The 17,809-nt window shown below is 73.7% G+C and carries 18 protein-coding genes; 12 read left to right on the plus strand and 6 right to left on the minus strand.

Annotation, left to right across the window (positions count from 1 at the left end):
• Positions 1–37 precede the first annotated feature (37 nt).
• On the minus strand, positions 38–952 hold the full coding sequence (locus C4U44_RS33215; protein ID WP_103889807.1) for an ABC transporter substrate-binding protein: 915 nt from the start codon (positions 950–952) through the stop codon (positions 38–40).
• Positions 953–1,063: 111 nt separating this feature from the next.
• Complete coding sequence (locus C4U44_RS33220; RefSeq protein ID WP_103889808.1) at positions 1,064–1,756, minus strand: glycerophosphodiester phosphodiesterase; 693 nt, start codon at positions 1,754–1,756, stop codon at positions 1,064–1,066.
• A gap of 349 nt (positions 1,757–2,105) precedes the next feature.
• Between C4U44_RS33220 and C4U44_RS33225 the strand changes: the two genes are divergently transcribed.
• The 4 genes from C4U44_RS33225 to C4U44_RS33240 all read left to right on the plus strand — a co-directional run bounded on the left by C4U44_RS33225 (position 2,106) and on the right by C4U44_RS33240 (position 6,068).
• Complete coding sequence (locus C4U44_RS33225) at positions 2,106–3,503, plus strand: DUF6421 family protein (protein ID WP_103889809.1); 1,398 nt, start codon at positions 2,106–2,108, stop codon at positions 3,501–3,503.
• Between the two features lie 23 nt (positions 3,504–3,526).
• Positions 3,527–4,282, plus strand: coding sequence for an SDR family oxidoreductase (locus C4U44_RS33230; protein ID WP_322973714.1), 756 nt, complete (start codon positions 3,527–3,529; stop codon positions 4,280–4,282).
• A complete protein-coding gene (locus C4U44_RS33235; RefSeq protein WP_235032534.1) occupies positions 4,279–5,391 on the plus strand; it encodes a threonine aldolase family protein in 1,113 nt (370 codons plus the stop codon). Before C4U44_RS33230 ends, C4U44_RS33235 begins: the two co-directional genes overlap by 4 nt.
• A gap of 74 nt (positions 5,392–5,465) precedes the next feature.
• Positions 5,466–6,068, plus strand: coding sequence for a transglutaminase-like domain-containing protein (locus C4U44_RS33240; RefSeq protein ID WP_103889812.1), 603 nt, complete (start codon positions 5,466–5,468; stop codon positions 6,066–6,068).
• Between the two features lie 23 nt (positions 6,069–6,091).
• On the opposite strand, the gene C4U44_RS33245 is transcribed toward C4U44_RS33240, so the two are convergent.
• On the minus strand, positions 6,092–6,502 hold the full coding sequence (locus C4U44_RS33245; RefSeq protein ID WP_103889813.1) for a DUF4395 domain-containing protein: 411 nt from the start codon (positions 6,500–6,502) through the stop codon (positions 6,092–6,094).
• A gap of 149 nt (positions 6,503–6,651) precedes the next feature.
• Between C4U44_RS33245 and C4U44_RS33250 the strand changes: the two genes are divergently transcribed.
• From C4U44_RS33250 to C4U44_RS33270, 5 genes are all read left to right on the plus strand, one after another.
• Complete coding sequence (locus C4U44_RS33250) at positions 6,652–7,065, plus strand: thioredoxin family protein (RefSeq protein ID WP_103889814.1); 414 nt, start codon at positions 6,652–6,654, stop codon at positions 7,063–7,065.
• A gap of 281 nt (positions 7,066–7,346) precedes the next feature.
• Positions 7,347–7,868 carry a flavin reductase family protein gene (locus C4U44_RS33255; protein ID WP_103889815.1) on the plus strand — a complete coding sequence of 174 codons (522 nt, stop codon included), beginning with the start codon at positions 7,347–7,349 and terminating at the stop codon, positions 7,866–7,868.
• A gap of 216 nt (positions 7,869–8,084) precedes the next feature.
• A complete protein-coding gene (locus tag C4U44_RS33260) occupies positions 8,085–8,870 on the plus strand; it encodes an electron transfer flavoprotein subunit beta/FixA family protein (protein ID WP_103889816.1) in 786 nt (261 codons plus the stop codon).
• A gap of 105 nt (positions 8,871–8,975) precedes the next feature.
• Entirely contained in the window at positions 8,976–9,938 is a 963-nt protein-coding gene (locus C4U44_RS33265) for an electron transfer flavoprotein subunit alpha/FixB family protein (protein WP_103889817.1), read from the plus strand.
• A 149-nt stretch (positions 9,939–10,087) separates the two neighbouring features.
• On the plus strand, positions 10,088–11,341 hold the full coding sequence (locus C4U44_RS33270; RefSeq protein ID WP_103889818.1) for a DUF6986 family protein: 1,254 nt from the start codon (positions 10,088–10,090) through the stop codon (positions 11,339–11,341).
• 317 nt (positions 11,342–11,658) lie between these two features.
• On the opposite strand, the gene C4U44_RS33275 is transcribed toward C4U44_RS33270, so the two are convergent.
• Positions 11,659–12,648 (minus strand): LacI family DNA-binding transcriptional regulator, encoded by a 990-nt coding sequence (locus C4U44_RS33275; RefSeq protein WP_103889819.1) that lies wholly within the window; start codon positions 12,646–12,648, stop codon positions 11,659–11,661.
• A gap of 342 nt (positions 12,649–12,990) precedes the next feature.
• On the opposite strand from C4U44_RS33275, the gene C4U44_RS33280 reads away from it, so the two are divergent.
• Complete coding sequence (locus C4U44_RS33280; protein ID WP_103889820.1) at positions 12,991–13,956, plus strand: ROK family protein; 966 nt, start codon at positions 12,991–12,993, stop codon at positions 13,954–13,956.
• A 54-nt stretch (positions 13,957–14,010) separates the two neighbouring features.
• Entirely contained in the window at positions 14,011–14,418 is a 408-nt protein-coding gene (locus C4U44_RS33285; protein WP_200823492.1) for an NUDIX domain-containing protein, read from the plus strand.
• A 77-nt stretch (positions 14,419–14,495) separates the two neighbouring features.
• Here C4U44_RS33285 and C4U44_RS33290 read toward each other — a convergent pair whose 3' ends face one another.
• Positions 14,496–15,098 carry a GNAT family N-acetyltransferase gene (locus C4U44_RS33290; protein WP_103889821.1) on the minus strand — a complete coding sequence of 201 codons (603 nt, stop codon included), beginning with the start codon at positions 15,096–15,098 and terminating at the stop codon, positions 14,496–14,498.
• 337 nt (positions 15,099–15,435) lie between these two features.
• On the opposite strand from C4U44_RS33290, the gene C4U44_RS33295 reads away from it, so the two are divergent.
• Positions 15,436–16,548, plus strand: coding sequence for a helix-turn-helix transcriptional regulator (locus tag C4U44_RS33295; protein ID WP_103889822.1), 1,113 nt, complete (start codon positions 15,436–15,438; stop codon positions 16,546–16,548).
• A 30-nt stretch (positions 16,549–16,578) separates the two neighbouring features.
• On the opposite strand, the gene C4U44_RS33300 is transcribed toward C4U44_RS33295, so the two are convergent.
• On the minus strand, positions 16,579–17,802 hold the full coding sequence (locus C4U44_RS33300) for an ROK family protein (protein WP_103889910.1): 1,224 nt from the start codon (positions 17,800–17,802) through the stop codon (positions 16,579–16,581).
• Positions 17,803–17,809 lie beyond the last annotated feature (7 nt).

Raw genomic sequence — 17,809 nt, forward strand, 5'->3', positions numbered from 1 at the left:
ACGTCCTCGCCGCCGCGCTCCTGCCCGTCCCGGACGGTCACTTGAGCACCGGGGCGTTCACCGCGTCGGACAGCCACTTCTTCTCCAGCGCGGCGAGCGTGCCGTCCTTGCGCAGCGTGGTGACGGCCTGCGAGACGCAGGGCGTGAGCCTGCTGCCCTTGTCGAGCACCAGCCCGAACTGCTCCGGTGTGCCGCCCGCCGCGTCGAACTGCCCGATCACCTTGGCGTCGGTGACCTCGGCGCCGGTGATGTAGAACGCGGTCGGCAGGTCGACCACGATCCCGTCGACCTGGCCGTTCTTGAGGGCGGCGACCGCGAGGTCGTTGCGCTGGAAGACCGCGGGCTGCTTGGCGGGCTTCACCAGGTCGTCGATGACGTCCAGGCTCGTGGTCCCCACCTGGGCGCCCAGCTTGGCGTTCTTCAGGTCGGCCAGCGAGCGCGCCCCGGCGATCTTCGAGCCCTTGGGGACGACGACCGCCTGGCGCACGTCGTAGTAGCCGGGGGAGAAGTCCACCGTCTTCTCGCGGGCGGCGGTGATGGAGACCTGGTTGATGTCGATGTCGAAGTCCTTGGCACCGGGCGCGAAGGCGCTGTTGAACGGCACCTTCTGCCAGACCACCTGGTCGCTGGTGTAACCGAGTTGCTTGGCCACCGCGTAGGCGACCGCCGACTCGTAACCCTTGCCGTTGGACGGCTTGTTGTCGGCGAACCACGGGTCGTACGCCGGGTTGTCGGTGCCGACGGTGAATTTGCCGGCGGTGTGTGTGGCGAGTGACGCGGCGGTGCAGGAGCCGGCCGGGGAGGAGGAGTTGGCGGCCGATCCGCCGGAAGGCGAGGACGAGGCCGACGCGTTGCCGTCGTCCTGCGGTGAACAGGCGGCCAGGGCCAGGGTGAGCAGGGCGGCCGAGGCGAGGGCCGCGCGGTGACGGGACGGAGGTGTCGCGGGTCGCATGGCGGGACCTTGGCACCCGGCGGGCGGATCTGTCCACGCCATTCGGCCCGCTGTCCGGATGCCGGACCTTTGTGTCCGAGGTGTTTCCGATCCGTGGCGGCGGACGGTCGGTCAGGCGCGCGGCGGCACCGGAAGGTCCCGGCCCTGCGCGGGCGGCAGGTCGGTCGCCGCGCCGTCCAGGCCGAGCGCGCGGGCCAGCGCCCAGTCCTGCGGGGTGTTGACGGTCCACGCCATGACGGCGATACCGGCGGCATGGCAGCGGCGCACCGTGTCGAGGGTGAGCCGCGTGAGGTCGAGACTGACCAGGCGGGCGCCGACCGCCTGCGCGCGCGGCACGACGTCGGGGCCGGACGCGCCGGCCACCAGCACGGTGGCGACCCCGGGCAGCAGGGTGTGGATCTCGGCGAGCGCCTCGTCGTGGAAGGACAGCACGCTGACCCTGCTCGTCTCGCCGCGCTCGCGCAGGGTCGCGGCGAGCACCCGGGCGGCGGCGGTGTCCTTGATCTCGGCCTGGATCGGGCGGGCCACCGCGTCCAGGACCTCCTCGAAGACCGGCACTCGCTCGCCCAGCCCCGCGTCCAGGCCGCGGACCTCGGCGAGGGTGAGGTCGCGGATCTGGCCCTTGCCGTCGGTGGTGCGGTCGACCGAGCCGTCGTGCATGACGACCAGGGCGCCGTCCTTGCTCAGGTGCAGGTCCAGCTCGATCTGGTCCACGCCCTCGCGCTCCGCGCGCCGGAAGGACCGCAGGGTGTTCTCCGGCTCGACGCCCATGACGCCGCGGTGGCCGACGGTGAGGAAGCTCATGGGGGCACCCTAACCACGCCCCGTCCGGCCGAGGCGACCATCGTCCGAACACGCCGTGACGAGCGGGTGTGCCCCGCCCCCCGCCCCTGCCGCCACCCCTGGCGCCGGCCGCGTACGCCGGCGGTCGTGCTCCGGTGGCCCGCCGCGTGGTGGTGTGCTCCGGTGGCGGCGGGCACCCCGCACATCCCTGGCGATGCCGCAACTTTTGGCGCCACATCCAGGCGACCGGCCGTAAAAACAACGGCTCTTGGCCCCTCCGGCAGGACGATCTCAAGGAAGTGACCTTGTACGCGGAGGCCGCCCATGGATACGCTGGTCCGACGACAGTTTCTTTTGCGAAGGAGGGGTCATGGGCGAAGTTCTTTCGTCGAAGGTGGCAGCCGGAGGCGGGATATCCGGTGAAGGCGTCCTGGGGCACCCTCAGTGGCCGGTGCTGAAGCAGGCCGTCGAGGCGATCCGGCCCTGGCAGCGAAAGGACGGTTCGATCGACTTCGAGGCGGAGGACGCGCCGACCCGCGACGACGCGAGCCGCACCCTCGGCCGCGTCGTGGACGCGCTCGAACAGCTGGCGCCCCTGCTGCCGCACGACGAGGCGTACCACCAGGCGCTCGCCACGGACCTGCGCCGCTGGTCCGAAGGGGGGTTCGCGGTACCCGACTTCCTCGACTCGCTGCTGGCCTTCCAGCCCTCCGCCGACCGCCGTGACGGCCTCCAGCACCTCGTCGTCTTCCCGATGTACACGCAGAACGGCAACCCGGACCGCAACCTGGAAGCCGTCGTCCTCCGCGTGGTGTGGCCCGAGTGGCTCGCCGAGCTGGAGCGCACCCGCTACGACAACCCGCAGTTCGTCCCGATCACCTTCGAGGACTTCACCCCGGGGTACGACACCAACTCCGCGGTGCTCTTCCCGGAGACCGTCGCGGTGCGCAAGGCGCCCGACCGCTGGACCTGGGGCGCGATCTTCTGCGACCGCGAGGCCGCCCGCTTCCGCGCGGTGACCTCCGCCGCCGTGGACACCCTCGGCCTCGACCTGCCCGAGGACGCGGCCCGCCTGGTCGACGACCAGGAGCTCGCCCAGCAGACCTACGTGTTGTGGGACATGATCCACGACCGCACCCACAGCCACGGCGACCTGCCGTTCGACCCGTTCATGATCAAGCAGCGCGCCCCCTTCTGGATGTACGGCCTGGAGGAGCTGCGCTGCGACCTGACCACCTTCAAGGAGGCGGTCAAGCTCCAGGCCGAGGGCCACCCCATGGGCCTGGGCGTCCAGTACGCGATCCTCTTCGACCGGCTCTTCCGCTTCCCGGTCACCGGCGAGCGCGTGCGCAACTACGACGGCCTCGGCGGCCAGCTGCTGTTCGCCTACCTCCACAAGCACGACGCCGTACGCTGGACGGACAACACCCTGCACATCGACTGGGAGCGCGCACCCCAGGTCACCACGCAGCTGTGCGCCGAGATCGAGACGCTGTACCGCGACGGCATCGACCGGCCCAAGCTCGTGCACTGGCTGGCCGCCTACGAACTGGTTGCGACCTACCTCTCCCCGCACCCCGGCTCGGTCTGGGCCAAGGGCGCGGACGCCCTGGACCTGACGCTCCCGCCGCGCAAGCTGGTGGACGACGTGCTGCCGGACGAGTTTCCGCTCAGCATGTTCTACGAGGCCCTTGCGAAGAAGCTCCGCGAGGTGATCGCCTCGACCAAGGGCATCACCGGCGACAGCGCGCTGCGAGGCGCCGCATGACCGGTGCCGGCGAGGAGGCGGAGATGACGACCGACACGTACGCGGGCGGGCTCGACGGTGCGGTGATCGCGGTCGCGGGTGCGGCGGGACCGGCCGGGCGGGCCGTGCTCCAGCGGCTGGCCAGGGCCGGCGGCCACGTGGTCGCCGCGGACGCGGACCCCGAGCGGCTGGCGCAGGCGGTCGACGCCGCGCGTTACGACGCGGGCGGCGCGGACATCACCGGCGAGGTGGTGGACCTGCTGGACCTGGAGGCGACCGAGAACTGGGCCGCCCGGGTCGAGAAGGACCACGGCAGGGTCGACGGCCTGGTGCACGTGGTCGGCGGCTGGCGCGGCTCGGCGTCCTTCCCCGAGACCGAACTCGCCGACTGGGACGTGCTGCACAACCTGCTGATCCGCACCGCGCAGCACACCACGCTCGCCTTCCACGACGGCCTGATGCGCAGCCCCGGCGGTCGCTTCGTGCTGATCAGCGCGGCCGGCGCCAGCGCCCCCACGGCGGGCAACGCGGCCTACGCCGCCGCGAAGGCCGCGGCCGAGGCGTGGACGCTGGCCATGGCCGACTCGTTCCGCAAGCTCGGCGGCGACGACCTCACCGCGGCAGCCACTGTGCTCGTGATCAAGGCACTGGTGCACGATGAGATGCGGGCCCAGCGCCCGAACGCCAAATTCGCCGGCTTCACCGACGTGCGCGACCTCGCCGAGGCCATCGCGGACGTGTGGAACGCAAGCCCCCAGGAAGTGAACGGGACCCGACAGTGGCTGACGCCCCGACCGTGACCGACTCCATCGACAACACCACCCCCGGCGCGACGGCGCCGACCGGCTCCACCGACGCCGTACGGCGCCACGACCCGCAGGTCCGGGGTTTCGCCAGCGACAACTACGCCGGCGTCCACCCCGAGGTGCTGGCCGCCCTGGCGCTGGCCAACGGCGGCCACCAGGTGTCGTACGGGGACGACGCCTACACCGACCACCTCCAGGAGATCTTCCGCGGGCACTTCGGCCCCACCGCGGAGGTCTTCCCGGTGTTCAACGGCACCGGTGCCAACGTCACCGCGCTGCAGGCGATCACCGAGCGCTGGGGCGCGGTGATCTGTGCCGAGTCCGCGCACATCCAGGTCGACGAGTGCGGGGCGCCCGAGCGGGTCGGCGGCCTGAAGCTGCTCACCGTGCCCACCGAGGACGGCAAGCTGACGCCCGAGCTGATCGACCGGCAGGCGTACGGCTTCGACGACGAGCACCGCGCGCAGCCGCAGGTCGTGTCGATCACCCAGACCACCGAACTGGGCACCCTGTACACGCCGGAGGAGATCCGGGCGATCTGCGACCACGCCCACGCGCTGGGCATGGCCGTGCACCTGGACGGCGCCCGCATCGCCAACGCGGCGGCGAGCCTCGGCGAGCCGCTGGCCCGTTTCACCACCGAAGCGGGCGTGGACATCCTGTCCTTCGGTGGTACCAAGAACGGCCTGCTGCTCGGCGAGTGCGTGGTCGTGCTCAGCCCGGAGCGGGTCCGCGCGCTCAAGCATCTGCGCAAACTGTCCATGCAGCTGGCGTCCAAGATGCGGTTCGTGTCGGTGCAGTTCGAGGCGCTGCTCGCCGGGGACCTCTGGCTGCGCAGCGCCTCGCACGCCAACGCCATGGCCCGCAGGCTGGAGCAGGCGGTCCGCGGGATCGACGGGGTCACGGTGACCCAGCGGGTGCAGTCCAACGCGGTGTTCGCGCTGCTGCCGCGCGAGGTCAGCGAGCGGCTGCAGAAGCGCTACCGGTTCTACTTCTGGAACGAGGCGACCGGCGAAGTGCGCTGGATGTGCGCGTTCGACACCACCGAGGAGGACGTGGACGGTTTCGCCGCCGCGGTCGCCGAGGAGATGCGCGACGCCTGAGGCGTACTGCATGAGTATGCGCAGATCGGTAAATTGATTGATCGAGAGGTCGGTGGGTCCCTAGGCTCCGCGCTATGGAGCCGATCCCGGAAACCACCGACCTCTCCGCGTACCTGGCGGCCGACGCGGTCATCGACCACGATCACCCCCAGGTCCGGCAGACCGCCGCGCAACTGCGGAACGGCGCGCCGACGCCGTATGAGTATGCAAAGGCCGCCTACACCCACGTGCGCGACAGGGTGCCGCACTCCTTCGACAGCGGCGACGACCGCGTCGTCTGGCGCGCCTCCGACGTGCTGAGCACCCGCAACGGGATCTGCCACGCCAAGTCCCACGCCCTGGTGGCGCTGCTGCGCGCCGAGGGCATCCCGGCGGGGCTGTGCTACCAGCGGCTCACCGAGGACGACGGCAGCGACCCGGTCGTGCACGGCCTGGTCGCCCTGCTGCTGCCCGGCACCTCGCGGTGGGCCCGGCAGGACGCGCGCGGCAACAAACCGGGTGTCGACGCGCGGTTCTCCCTCGACGAGGAGCGCCTGGCCTTCCCTGTACGGCCCGAACTCGGCGAACGCGACTACCCGACGCTGTACGCGGCCCCGCCCGCCTCGGTGCTCGACGTGCTCCGCGGCTCCGCCGACCGCCAGGAACTGGCCGCGCGGCTGCCGGAAGCGCTGGACTGACGCCCCCCGCGGCCCTCGGCCGCTCAGGCGCTCGTGACGCGCTTCAGCAGCAGGTACATCTCGCAGCCCAGGCAGTAGGCGAACGCCGCGTTGAGGAAGGCGGCGGCCAGCGCGCACGCGGCGGCCGCCGTCCCCAGCCACTGCGGCCCCGCGAGGTAGCCGACCGAGCCCACCACCGCGAAGAACAGCCCCACCGCCTGGGCGAAGCGCGGCGGCGCCGCGTCCTCCGTCCCGGGCGGCGGCCCCAGACGCGGCCGGACCAGGGTGCGGAACACCCACCCGTACGGCGACCTCGCCACCCCGGCCGCCGCGCCGACCGCGAAGACGACCGCCTGCGCGGCCAGCAGCGGACCGCTGCCGGTGACCAGCACGACCGCGAGTACCACCGTGGTCAGCGCGGCGCCGAAACGGGGGCCGCGTACGTCGATCTCCATGGCTGGGATCATCACCCAGGAAGGCCGCCGCGCACCCGCGGGAATCATTGCGATCGCGTGAACGCTGCCTTCGACGGACTGGTGGGCGTTCTCGGCGCCCGCCTCGGCAGGCAGGGTGTACGGCAGGACGACGAGGGAGGCGGGACGGCGTGACCGGACTGATCGTGTGCCTGGCCGTGCTCGCCGCCGCAAGCGTCTTCGGCGTCGTGCACCGGCGCAGGGACGGGAGGATCAGGGTGCGGGCCAAGGACGGCGGGCAGCGGCTGACGGCCGACGACCTCGGGGCGCCGCTGGGGGAGCGGGCCACCCTGGTGCAGTTCTCCAGCGCGTTCTGCGCGCCGTGCCGTGCCACCCGGCGGGTGCTCGACGAGGTCGCCGGCATGGTGGAGGGCGTGCGCCACGTCGAGATCGACGCCGAGGCGCACCTGGAACTGGTGCGGCGGCTGGACGTGCTGAAGACCCCAACGGTGCTCGTCCTCGACGCCGACGGCGCCGTCGTGCGCAGGGCCACCGGGCAGCCGCGGACGGTCGACGTGATCGCCGCGGTGGGCGCGGCGGTCTGAGCCGTCGTGCGAGCAGTCGAGCCACCGGGGCAGCGGTCGCCGCGGGGGCCTGTCCGGTGTGACGGTCCTTCCATCTGCCCGAGCACTCTTGACGGTTGGCGCCCTGCATCGTCACTCTGACGTTATGTGCCGAGACCCGCAGCCGAGCGCACGCGCCGACGCCGACCACGGCCGCCGTCCCGGCGCGCGCTGTCCGGGTCACTGAGCGCCGACGCCCCTCCGCCCCGCGCACGGCTCCACCGAACGGCCGCCACGCCCGCAGCAGAAGGACGCACCCACCCGTGACCGCAACGCGCGACCTCGCCTCGGCCCGCCCGGACACCCCCGACCTCGACCCGGCCGTCTTCCGCTCGGTCTTCCGCCGCCACGCCGCCGGCGTCGCCGTGGTCACCGCGCAGGGCGACCACGGCCCGGTCGGTTTCACCGCCACCTCCCTCACCTCGGTGGCCGCCGAACCCCCGCTGCTGTCCTTCGGCATCAGCGTCGGCTCCTCCTGCTGGCCCACGGTCTCCACCGCCGAGCACGTCGGCGTCCACATACTCGGCGACCACCAGCAGGAACTCGCCGCCGTCTTCGCCAAGTCCGGGGCCGACCGGTTCGGGCCGCCGACATCCTGGTCCCTCGGCCCGCACGGAGTGCCGCTGCTCGGCGGCGTGCAGGCGTGGCTGGTCGGCCGGGTGGCGGGCATGGTGACGGCCGGCGACCACCGGATCGTGGTGGCCCAGGCGGTCGCCGGCGACCCCGACGGCCCCGGCGGGCCGCTCGTCCACCACCGCGGCGGCTTCCACCGGCTGCCGGGCTGAACCACGGCCGACCCGCGCCGCGTTCGGCGGGCACCTCCCGGGACGTCGGCCACGTCACAGTGCAGAGGTCTTGCGGATGGGTAAGTGCCTCTGTGTACTGACGAGTAATATATTCGGCGGGGAAGATACCGTGCCTTGGCAGGGAGCCGCCACAGAAGGCGCCTAACCTGGGCAGTTCACGAAGACGTGCAGGACGGAAGCAGTAGGAGAGCAGGCGTGAGCTTGAGGATCGTAGTCGCAGTGAAGTATGTGCCCGACGCCACGGGCGACCGTCACTTCGCCGAGGACCTGACCACCGACCGCGACGCGGTCGACGGCCTGCTGTCGGAGCTGGACGAGTACGCCGTGGAGCAGGCGCTCCAGATCGCCGAGGCCGCCGACGACGCGGAGGTCACCGCGGTCACGATCGGCCCGGAGGACGCGCGCGGCGCGGTGCTGAAGGCGCTGCAGATGGGCGCGGCCAAGGGCGTCCACGTCGAGGACGACGCCCTGCACGGCACCGACATCATCGGCACCTCGCTGGTGCTGGCCAAGGCCATCGAGCACATCGGCTACGACCTGGTCGTGACCGGCATGGCCTCCACCGACGGCACCGCCGGCGTGGTCCCGGCGCTGCTGGCGGAGCGCCTGGGCATCCCGCAGGTGACGCTGCTGTCGGAGGTCGCGGTCGCCGACGGGAAGGTCACCGGCCGCCGCGACGGCGACGTGGCGAGCGAGCAGCTGGAGGCGGCGCTGCCGGCGCTGGTGTCGGTCACCGACCAGTCCGGCGAGGCCCGTTACCCGTCCTTCAAGGGCATCATGGGCGCGAAGAAGAAGCCGCTGGAGACGCTGGACCTGTCCGACCTCGGGGTGGACGCCGCCGAGGTGGGCCTGGACGGCGCCTGGAGCGCGGTGCAGGACGCCACCGCGCGCCCCGCGCGCACCGCGGGCACGATCGTCAAGGACGAGGGCGAGGGCGGCAAGCAGCTCGCCGAGTTCCTGGCCGCGCAGAAGTTCATCTGAGCGACCCCGGCCGCGGCAGCCCCTCCGGGCGCCACCGCCGCGACCGCTCCGCCGCCCCTGTGACGGCCCGCCGCCCCTTCCCGAACCCGCAGGAGAACGATTCCCATGGCTGAAGTCCTCGTCTACGTCGACCACGTGGACGGTGCCGTCCGCAAGCCGACCCTCGAACTGCTCACGATCGCCCGCCGGATCGGCGAGCCCGTCGCGGTCCACCTCGGCCCGGGTGCCGAGGCCGCCGCCAAGGTGCTCGGCGAGCACGGCGCGACCCGCGTACTGGCCGCCGACGCACCGGAGTTCGCCGACTACCTCGTCGTCCCCAAGGTCGACGCGCTGGAGGCCGCGGCCAAGGCCGTCGGCCCGGCCGCCGTGCTGGTGCCGTCCTCCGCGGAGGGCAAGGAGATCGCCGCCCGCCTGGCGCTGCGCCTGGGCTCGGGCATCATCACCGACGCCGTCGACGTCGAGGCGGGCGCGGACGGCCCGGTCGCCACGCAATCGGCGTTCGCCGCCGCCTTCAGCACCAGGTCCACGGTGCGCAAGGGCGCTCCGGTGATCACCGTCAAGCCGAACGCCGCCCCGGTCGAGGCCGCGCCGGCCGCCGGCGCCGTCGAGCCGCTGGAGGTCTCCTTCGGCGAGCTGGCCACCGGCACCAAGGTCGTCTCGCGCACCCCGCGCCAGTCCACCGGCCGCCCGGAGCTGACCGAGGCCGCCATCGTGGTCTCGGGCGGCCGCGGGGTCAACGGCGCCGAGAACTTCTCGGTGATCGAGGCGCTCGCCGACTCGCTGGGCGCCGCGGTGGGCGCCTCCCGCGCCGCGGTCGACGCCGGCTGGTACCCGCACAGCAACCAGGTCGGCCAGACCGGCAAGTCGGTCTCGCCGCAGCTCTACATCGCCAACGGCATCTCCGGTGCGATCCAGCACCGTGCCGGCATGCAGACCTCGAAGACCATCGTCGCGGTCAACAAGGACGCCGAGGCGCCGATCTTCGACCTCGTCGACTACGGCGTGGTCGGCGACCTGTTCAACGTCGTCCCGCAGCTGACCGAAGAGGTCAAGGCCCGCAAGGGCTGAGCTCCCGGACCGCACCGGCCCCCGGACGCCCCCGGCGTGCGGGGGCCGACCCGTGTCCGCGAACGCCCGCGCTCGCGGGGCTGTTGACCGGTCCGCACGGCCCCGCTAGCTTGCACTTCAACGATTTGTTGAATTCGGGGAGGGTGCAGATGCCGGCCGTGACGACACTCGCAGACGCCGTGGGCGCCCGGATCGGCGCCGCGCTGGCCGCCACCGACGCCGAACTGGCCCGCCGCTATCCCGGCGAGCCCGCCACCCGCCAGCCCGTGCACACCGTCTACGTGCCCGCCGACGCCTTCCACGCCGGCACCGTCCGCGCCTGGGGCGACCAGGCACTGGCCGCACTCGACGCCCACGCCCCCGACCCCGCCGCGCTGGGCGCCGTACTCGGCCTGGACGGCGCGCTCGCCGCCGACGTGTACGACCGGGTCCGCGCCAAACTGCGCGACGAGCCCGTCGAGGACCTGCGGATCGACTTCGAGGACGGCTACGGTCCGCGCCCGGACGCCGAGGAGGACGCCGCGGCCGTTACAGCCGCCCGGACCGTCACCGCCGCCGTCGCCGACGGCACCGCACCGCCCTTCGTCGGCATCCGCATGAAGTGCATGGAGGCCGCCGTGCGCGAACGCGGCATCCGCACGCTCGACCTGTTCCTCACCGCACTGCTCGACGGGGGAGCGCTGCCCACCGGGCTCGTCCTGACCCTGCCCAAGGTCACCTTCCCCGCGCAGGTCGCCGCGATGGCCGACCTGTGCGAGGCGTTCGAGCGGGCGGCGGATCTGCCCGAAGGGCGGCTCGGCTTCGAGATCCAGATCGAGACCACCCAGGCCATCCTGGGACCCGACGGCGCCGCCACCGTGCCCGCCCTCATCGACGCCGCCCGCGGTCGCGCCACCGCACTCCACTACGGCACCTTCGACTACAGCGCGGCCTGCGGGGTCAGCGCCGCCCACCAGTCCCCGGACCATCCGGCCGCCGACCACGCCAAGGCCGTCATGCAGGTCGCCGCGGCCGGCACCGGAGTACGCCTCAGCGACGGCTCCACCAACGTCCTCCCGGTCGGCTCGACCACCGACGTCCACTCCGCCTGGCGGCTCCACTACGGCCTCGTACGCCGCTCTCTGGCCCGCGCGTACTACCAGGGGTGGGACATGCACCCTGCCCACCTCCCGACCCGCTACGCCGCCACCTACGCCTTCTACCGGGAGGGCCTGGCCGCCACCACGGCCCGCCTCGCCGCCTACACCACTCCCTCCGGCGCGCCCACCCCCGCCGTCCTCGACGAACCCGCCACCGCCCGCGCCCTCGCCACCCACCTCCTCCGCGGCCTCGACTGCGGCGCCCTCACCCCCACCGAACTCCCCCTCCCCACCCCCACCTTGACCACCCTCGCCACCCGCTGACCCGCCAGAGGGCCGCGAGGAACTGCGCGAGCAACCTCATCGGACGGGCACCCACCAAACCGCCCCGCACCCCCCCAGGCGAAGCTCTGGGCGAGAACTGCGCGACCAGCCCCACATCGGACGGGCACTCAACAAACTGCCCGTACCACTCCAGGGGCGCGTGGGGGCACCTCCCAGGCGAAGCTCTGGGGGAGAACTGCGCGACCAGCCCCCACCGGCAGGTGGTCTGGGAACAACCGGCACCCCCCACCCCGGAGGGACCCCCACCGGCAGGTGGTCCGGGAACAACCGGCACCCCCCACCCGTGGACGGCCCCCTCACCTCGCGGGCGGAATCTCCCCGGACCCCCGCTCGATCAACCGCACCGGCAACTCCGTCCGGGTCGCCTCCTCCGCCGCGATCCCGTCCAGCCGCCTGAACAACTGCTGCGCCGCCACCCGCCCGATCCCCGGGGCGTCCTGCGCCACCACCGTGATCGCCGGATCCAGCACGTCCGCCAGCTCGAAGTCGTCGAACCCGACCAGCGCGACCGGGTCCGGCCGGGCCGCGAGGACCCGCACCGCCGTCACGGTCACGCGGTTGTTCCCCGCGAACAGCGCCGTCACCGGCTCCGTCCCGTTCAGCATCGCGTCCAGCGCCGCCTCGACCCGCTCGGGGGTGGTCGGACCCATGGCGTACCACTCGGGCCGCACCGCGAGCCCCGCCGCGGCCATCGCCTCGCGGTAGCCGCGCAGGCGCTCACCCGCGGTGTGGATGCCGGGCTGGTCGCCGATGAAGCCGATCCTGCGGTGGCCGTGCGCGATGAGGTGCGCGACGCCCTCCCGCGTACCGCCCGCGTTGTCGGTGAGCACGACATCCGCGTCCAGCCGCCCGGCCGGCCGGTCCACGAAGACCGTCGCGACCCCGGCCGCGATCTCCGGCAGGAGGTACCGGTGGTCCTCACCGGCCGGCACCACGACCAGCCCGTCCACCCGCCGCGCGCAGAACGCCAGCACCAACTCCTGCTCCCGGCGCGGGTCCTCCGCGCTCGACCCGGTGAAGAGCAGCGCGCCGTGCGAGCGGGCCACGTCCTCCACCGCGCGGCTGAGCGCCGCGTAGAACGGGTCCGCCAGGTCCTCCAGCACCAGCCCGACGCTCGCGGTCCGCCGGGTGCGCAGCAGCCGCGCGCTGTCGTTGCGGCGGAAGCCCAGCGCGTCGATGGCGGCCTGCACGCGCGCGGCGGTGTCCGGTGTCACGCCGGGTTCCTCGTTCACCACCCGCGACACCGTCTTGAGGCCGACGCCCGCCCGCGCGGCGACATCCTTCATCGTGGGCCGGGGTGTGCGTCCTGGTGTTTGGGTCACGGTCGTAGTATTCCCTGCGGCAAGAGATGGACAACGTTGTCACGAACAGGCGAGACTACCCTCGTCGCCACCCCTTGCCGAGAACCCCCACCGAACGAGTCTCATACGAACGCAAAGCGACCGATAACCCACGCGCCGTGCGCGTCCAGAACCCACCGGACGGCACCGGCGCGAGAATCCGACCCGCCGGCCCCGCCGCAGACCACCTCCGTACCACCCCCACACCTCATGTACCGACAACGAAGCACCAGGCACCGCCCACCATCCCCACCCCGCACGCACAACGCACAAGGAGACGCCGCAGCGATGCACCCTGACAGCGCGACCGGTCCACTCGTGGCCGCACTGGACATCGGCGGTACCAAGATCGCCGGAGCCCTCGTCGACTCCGAGGGGCGCCTGGTGGCGCGCGCGCTGCGCCCGACACCCGCCGGCCCGGACGGCGACCGGGTGATGGGCGCGGTCGACGAGGTGCTCGCCGAACTGCGCGCCGCACAGTACTGGCCCGCCGTCGTCGCGGTCGGCATCGGCAGCGCCGGGCCGGTGGACGCGGCGCAGGGCACCGTCAGCCCCGTCAACGTGCCCGGCTGGCGCGAGTTCCCGCTGGTCCCGCGGGTCTCGGCGGCGGCCGGCGGCCTGCCCGTGATCCTGACCGGAGACGGCGTCGCCATGACCGCGGCCGAGCACTGGCAGGGCGCGGCGCGCGGCTACGACAACGCGCTGTGCATGGTGGTGTCCACCGGCGTCGGCGGCGGGCTGGTCCTCGGCGGCGCTCTCCTGCCCGGGCCGACCGGCAACGCCGGGCACATCGGGCACATCAGCGTCGACCTCGACGGCGACCCGTGCCCGTGCGGTTCGCGCGGCTGCGTGGAGCGGATCGCCAGCGGCCCCAACATCGCCCGGCGCGCCGTCGAGCAGGGCTGGCGGCCGGCGGCCGGCACGGAGCCGACCGCGGCGGCCGTGGCCGCGTCCGCCCGCGCGGGCGACCCCGTCGCGCTGGCCTCCTTCGACCGCGCCGCCCAGGCGCTGGCCGCGGGCATCGCGGCGACCGCCACGCTCGTGGAGATCCACGTCGCCGTGATCGGCGGCGGGGTCTCGGCGGCCGGCCCGCTGCTGTTCGACCCGTTGCGCGAACACCTGTCCCACTACGCCACGTTGTCCTTCGCGGCGGGTGTCGACGTGGTGCCCGCGAAGCTCGGCACCGACGCCGGTCTGGTCGGCGCCGCGGCGGCCGCCGCCCAGGCACTGCAACTGTTCCCCACCACCGCGTAGGCTCCGGCCCGGGCTCGCGCCGCGGCGGCGCGGGGCGGTGAGGAGGCCGGTGCGGTGGTCGGGAGCGAGCGCGACGTGGTCGTGGCGGTGCTGCTGCGGGCCGACCGGTTCCTGGTGATCCGGCGTGGGCCCGGCGCGCGGATGCCCGGCTATTGGGCGCCGCCGAGCGGCGTCGTCGAGGCGGGGGAGAGCCGGCAGGACGCGCTGGTGCGGGAGGTGCGGGAGGAGGTCGGCCTCACCGCCGTGCCGTCGGCGGAGGTCTGGCGGTCGCGCAGCGCGGACGGGGTGTCCCTGCTGCACTGGTGGACCGCCCGCGCCGAGCACGGCGAGGTCGTTCCGGACCCGCGTGAGGTCGCCGCGAGCCGCTGGGTCACCGCGGCGGAGTTCCTCGCCCTCGACCCGGTCTTCCCCGGCGACCGGGAGTTCTTCGTACGGGTGCTGCCGCGGCTCCAGGGACCCTGAGCGCAGGGGCGGCGCGTCATGTCGGTACGGCCGCCCGCGCGTCGGCGGCCCGCTGCCGGTCCTCCGAGCGGCCCGGCCTACGCCGAGCGCACGTGCAGGTGGCCCTCCTCGGGGAACTGCGGCGGATACGGCGGCAGTACGGTGCGCAGCTCGTACCCGCCCTTCTCCGCCACCCGGCAGGACGCCTCGTTGCTCCTGGAGTGCAGCAGGGCGATCCAGGTGAGCGGCAGCGGGCACTGGGGGCCCAACGCCCAGCGGGAGACGGTGTCCAGGGCGCGCGGCGCGATGCCGCGGCCCCGGGCTCCGGCGGCCGTCCAGTAACCGACCTCCGCGGCGCCCTCGGCCGGGCCGGTGCCCTCGCGTACGACGATGTGCCCGAGCAAGGGGGTCGTTGGACCGCTGAGGACGTTCACGGCGGTGTCGACGGTGTCGGTGTGCTCCTCGGTCGCGGCCGGTTCCTCGACGGCGAACGCGAAGCGGATGCCGGCGGCCCAGCCCGCCGCCTGGGCGTCGATCCAGCGCCGGGCGGCGGCCTCGTCCTCGAGGAAGGTCATCAACCGGCGCCGCAGCAGCGGGTCCTGGTGGGCCAGCGCCAGCGCCCCGGCGTCCTGCGGCTGCCACGGGCGCAGCCTCAACGCGGGTGCGGACGCGGTCGGTTCGACAGGCAGGTGGACAACCATGCGGGCTCCTCGGAGTGTTCGCCGGACCGCCCGCAAAGCTACCGGTGGATCCTCGGATCATCGGCGGTTTCGCCGTCCCCGTACGACGGCGACCTCGCGCACAGCGCCGCGCGAACGGCCGCCCGCCCGCACCGCGTTGGACGTCCCTGCGGCGGCAACGCCGCTCCGCTGGGCGGGGCCGGGTGCGTACCGGTGCCGCCCGCGGGCGCCCCGGGTGACCCGCGGCCGAGCCCGGTCCCTCCGCCGGAACCTTCGGTACCGTCGCCGCTCCCGACATACTGTGATGCCCCGCGGCGAGCCGGCCGCGGGCACACCGCGCGGCACACGGAGGGGGCCGATGGAGGACGACGAGGCGTACGCACTGTCCCTGTACCAGGCATTGCGCGCCAGCGGCGAGGCAGAGGCGGCCGGCCTGTCCACGGCGACCGGACTCGGCGGCGAGCAGGTCGAGCGGGGCCTGCGGCGGCTGCGCCGGCTCGGTCTGGTCCGCGAGACGGGCGGCGTGCTCGAGCCGGTCGAACCCGACGCCGCGCTGCTCGGCAAGATGGGCGCCCACCGGTCCACGGCCGCCGCGCACGCGGCGAGCGCCACCGAACTGGAGCAGCTCACCCACGCGCTGCTGACCCGGTACCGGCCCGCCGTCGCGGACGAAGCATCGCAGTTCGAGGTGGAGTTCGTCAGCGACCGGCGGACCAAGGACCGCAGGCTGCGCGACCTCAACGCGGAGGTCAAGCTGACCTGCGACTCGCTGCATCCCGGCGGGATGCCGCCGATGGACGTGCTGACCAGGTCGCTCGCCGAGGACGCGCGACTCGTCGAGCGGGGCGTGCACTGCCGCGCCATCTACCGGCAGGGACTGCTCCAGACCCCCAAGCACGCGCGCTATCTGCACGAACTCGTCCAGATCGGCGTCGAGGTGCGGCTCATCGAGCACGCGGCCTACGATCTGCTCCTCCTGGACCGCACGATCGCCTGGATCCCGGCCGCACCGGGCACCACCTCGCCGTCGGTGGTGCTGTTCCGCGGCGCGGCCCTGATCAACGCCCAGATCGCGCTCTACGAGGACTGCTGGCTGCGCGCGGTGCCGTACCCGAAGGCGCTCGCCGACTCCGAGCGGACGGCGCTTCCCGCACAGGAGCGGGCGGTGGTCCGGCTGATGTCGGGCGGCCTCAGCGACGACCAGATCGCGCGCAAACTGGGCGTGCACCGCCGGACGGTGCAGCGGACCGTCGCCAGGCTCATGGAACGGCTCAACGCCGGCAGCAGGTTCGAGGCCGGGATGAAGCTGGCCCGCACCATGGGCGGCGCGAGCGACGTCCCGGAACGGCCGCAGCTGTTCCAGCCGCGGCAACCGTCCCCGGCGTCCCCGGTCTCCTCCTCCGCGCCGTCCTCCCCGTCCGCGCCATCCGCGCCGGTACCCTCGCAGGCTCCCGCCGGCCGCAGCTCGTAGCCTCCTCCCGGCCGGGGCGCCCCGCGGCCGTCAGCCGCCGAGTACCGCGAGCGGGTCGTCCAGCACGGGCTGCCAGGCGAGTTCGGCGGCGCCGACGAGGCTGTTGTGGTCGAGCGCGCAGGCCAGCAGCGGCACGCTCCCGCTGCGCCCCCACAGGCTGCGGTCGGCGACCACCGCCCGCAGCCGCTCGGGGTCGGCGTCCAGCAGGTGCCGGTGCAGGCCGCCGAGCAGGATGCGGTCCGGGTTGAGCACGTTGACCAGCCCGGCCAGGCCGGTACCGAGCCGGTCGATGAGGGTGTGGGCGGCGCCGCGCACCGCCGGATCGTCGTACTCCGTGCTCAGCAGGTCGCGGGACTGCTCCAGCAGCGAGATCTCGGGCCCCGCCGGGCGCCCGGCGGCCTCGATGAAGGCCAGCGGGTCGGCCTCGACGTCGAGGCAGCCGCGGGAGCCGCAGTGGCAGGGGCGCCCGTCGGGCCGGACGGTGAGATGGCCGACCTCCAGGGCGAGGCCCGAACTCCCGGTGTGCAGGTGCCCGTCGAGGACGAGGGCGCCACCCACGCCGCGGTGGCCGGAGGCGACCACCAGCAGGTGCTGGGCGTCGCGCCCGGCTCCGTGGCGGTGTTCGGCGAGCGCCGCCACGTTGACGTCGTTGCCGACGAAGCAGGGCACCGGCCGCCCGCCGGGCCCGGTGATGCCCGCCTTGGCGATCTGCTCGGTGAAGATGCGCAGCACGGGCGCACCGGCCGGCCAGGCGAGGTGCAGCGGGTTGAGGGCGGTGCCCTCGGGTTCGGCGACCGCGGACGGCACGGCGAGCCCGGCGCCCACGCAGGTCCGCCCGTGCGTGCGCAGCAGCTGCAGCCCGGCCGCGACGACCTCGCCGAGGACATGCGCGGGATCGGCCGGCACCGTCATGCACCCGGGCGCGGTGGCCACGGTCTCGCCGCCGAGGCCGACCAGCGCGGCCCGGAAGCCGTCCGCGTGCACCTGCGCCGCGAGTACGACCGGCCCGTCGGCGGCCACCTCCAGCCGGTGGGAGGGCCGGCCCTGCGCACCGGACGGACCGGTCGGCCGGGTGTCCACCCTGATCAGGCCGAGCGCTTCGAGTTCGGCCGCCACCGCCCCCGCCGTGGCCCTGGTCACACCGAGTTCCGCCGTGAGCAGGGCGCGGGTGGCCGCGCGGCCGGTGTGTACCAGGCCGAGCGCGGGTCCGAGCGCGCCTCGGCCACGCTCAAGCCTTGTCCGAATCTGTGTCACCACTCTA

Origin of the sequence: Actinacidiphila yanglinensis, assembly GCF_900107965.1 — a bacterium.
Classification (GTDB): Bacteria; Actinomycetota; Actinomycetes; order Streptomycetales; family Streptomycetaceae; genus Actinacidiphila; species Actinacidiphila yanglinensis.